Here is a 2,522-nt window from a genome sequence, read left to right on the forward strand (position 1 = left end):
TGAAACGTCATTCGCCCCGGGCCGGGACATCCAGCGCAGCGGCGGTGCCGGTGCGGAAACGAAACCAGAAGGAGAAAACAAGATGTCCATGCTCAAGGTGATTGAAGTCCTCGCGGAGTCCGACAAGGGATTCGAGGATGCAGCGCAAAAGGCGGTGACACAGGCCTCGCAGTCGGTGCGCAACGTCAAGTCTGTCTACATCAAGGACATGAATGCCGCCGTCGAGAACGGTCAGATTACCAGCTACCGGGTGAACGCCAAGATCAGCTTCCTCCTCGACGATCAGGATGCCGGTTAACCCAGGGTCACTCGTCCCTATCTAACCCGCCCCGGCGCGCGCCGGGGCGGTGTTCGTTTGGGTCACGGTTGCGCGCGGGACACCATGCTCAGAACAGCCTGCCCGACCACCAGCGGCACAAGGCTGCCGCCCAGAACAAGCATCCATCCTGATAGGTCCAGCGGCACCACGCCCAGAACCGTCGTGAGCCCGGGCAGGCCTGCGGCGGCGGCCACCAACACGGCCGACAAGCCAATCGCGTACCAGACCCATCGGTTCTGCACGACGGAATTGCGGATCAGGTGCGTGCCCGTATCGCGCATGTTGAAAACATGACATAGCCGCGCGAGCGCAAACGTGAGAAAGCCGATCGTCACGGCGGCGTCCTCACCCAGACCCTGCCACAGCGCGATAGAGAACACCGACAGTACCGACCCCGCGATCAGCGCGCCCCAAAGGCCCGTGGCCATCCAGTGCCGCCGTGTCAGAACGGGTTCCTTCGCGTCGCGGGGGGGGCGGTCCATGATATCTGTGGGGCTTTCCCCGACACCGAGAGCCAGTGCCGGAAAGACGTCGAGCACGAGATTGATGAACAGAATCTGAAGCGGCAAGAGCGGTAGCGGAGCGCCGATCACGGCGCAGAGGCCAACCGCCAGAACCTCACCCAGATTTCCGGACAGAAGATAGACGATGAAGCGGCGGATATTCTCAAAGATCGTGCGACCCTGTTCGATCGCCATGATGATCGTGGGAAAGGCATCGTCCTTGAGCACGATATCGGCTGCCTCGCGGGCGACATCAGTGCCGCGCTGCCCCATTGCAATGCCAACATCGGCTTTCTTGAGGGCCGGCGCGTCGTTCACGCCGTCACCCGTCATCGCCACCACGGCCCCCGAGTCCTGCCAGTGCCGGATCAAGTCCAGCTTCTGCTCAGGCGAGACGCGGGCGAAGACCTGATAATCGAGCAGGTTCTCTTGCTTGCCCTCGGCCTGGTCACTGCCCGTCTGCGGCAGGTCGTTGCCCACAAGAGCCCGGGGATCATCCGCAAGCCCCACATCCCGTGCGATCGCCGCCGCGGTGACAGGCTGGTCACCGGTGACCATGATGACCGAGATACCGGCCCTGTGACACCGGTCTATGGCCTGTGCCACGTCACTACGAGGAGGATCGGCCAAACCGACAAAGCCCAGCAGGGTCAAATCGCCATAGGGATCAGTGTCTGGGCTGTCCACCTGCCGTTCCGCAAAGGCCAGCACGCGATACCCCTGCCGTGCCAGCGCCTCGACGCGCTCAGCCCATTCGTCTCGCTCCCGATCCAAAAGCGTCCCGGCCTCGCCCTGGTTGGTGGCGACATGTGTCACAATCTCCAGAACAGCCTCGGGCGCGCCCTTGACGGCCACACGGTAGCCGCTTGCAGACTTGTGAAAGGTCGCCATCATCTTCGTCCCTGCGTCAAAGCTCTCCTCGCGTTCCTCGGGTTGCTCATCGAGTAGCTGATCGCGCCTTATGTCCACAGCAGCGGCCGCGTGCAGCAGGGCTATTTCCATCGGGTCGCCGGTGCCTTTCGGCTGATCTTTTGCATTTGTGTCCGCGGAATCCGCATCCGGCTTGCCGTCCTCGGTGTCCTTGTCCAGTTCGGCATTGGTGCACAGGGCCGCAACTTCTAGCAGCCGACAGGCCAGCCGCGGGGGCGAATCCGGCCGCTCGTCGTCTGTCCAAGAGATATCCTCGTCGTCACCCGGTAATGCCAGCCGCGCTACCCGCATCCGGTTCTGCGTCAACGTCCCCGTCTTGTCGGCAAAGATCACGCTGGTCGATCCGAGTGTCTCGACCGCCGCCAGCCGTTCCACCAGTGCATTGCGTTGCGCCATCCGCCACATGCCGCGCGCCAGCGCCACCGTGGCCACGATCGGCAGACCTTCGGGAACGGCGGCCACGGCAAGCGCCACTGCGGTCTCGAGCATCGGTACGATGTCCCGCCCCCCCAGCACGCCCAGAAAAGCCACGACCGCTGCGACGATCAGCGTCAGCACGACCAGATTGCGCCCGAGCCGGTCCAGCCGCTTCTCGAGCGGGCTTGCCTCCTGTTCGGCCTCGGTGGTCATTTTGGCAATGCTGCCCAGTTCGGTATTCATCCCGATCTCGACCACCACGCCTGTCCCGCTGCCATCCGTGACCGCCGTGCCCTTGAAGGCCATCGAGGCGCGTTCGGCCAGCGGTGCGTCCCTGTCCACCGCGTCCGATG

The 2,522-nt window shown here is 63.7% G+C and carries 2 protein-coding genes; one reads left to right on the plus strand and one right to left on the minus strand.

Going from position 1 to position 2,522, the window contains the following annotated elements; translation table 11 throughout:
- Positions 1-298: dodecin family protein (locus LCF60_RS24550; RefSeq protein ID WP_292295139.1), on the plus strand; the 298-nt coding region annotated here is incomplete at its 5' end.
- A gap of 62 nt (positions 299-360) precedes the next feature.
- Here the strand turns inward: LCF60_RS24550 and LCF60_RS24555 are convergent.
- Positions 361-2,522 (minus strand): cation-transporting P-type ATPase (locus LCF60_RS24555; protein ID WP_292295140.1); only part of this gene is annotated, 2,162 nt, incomplete at its 5' end.

The sequence above is a fragment of the Marivita sp. genome, from assembly GCF_020055635.1.
In the GTDB taxonomy this organism is placed as follows: Bacteria; Pseudomonadota; Alphaproteobacteria; order Rhodobacterales; family Rhodobacteraceae; genus Marivita.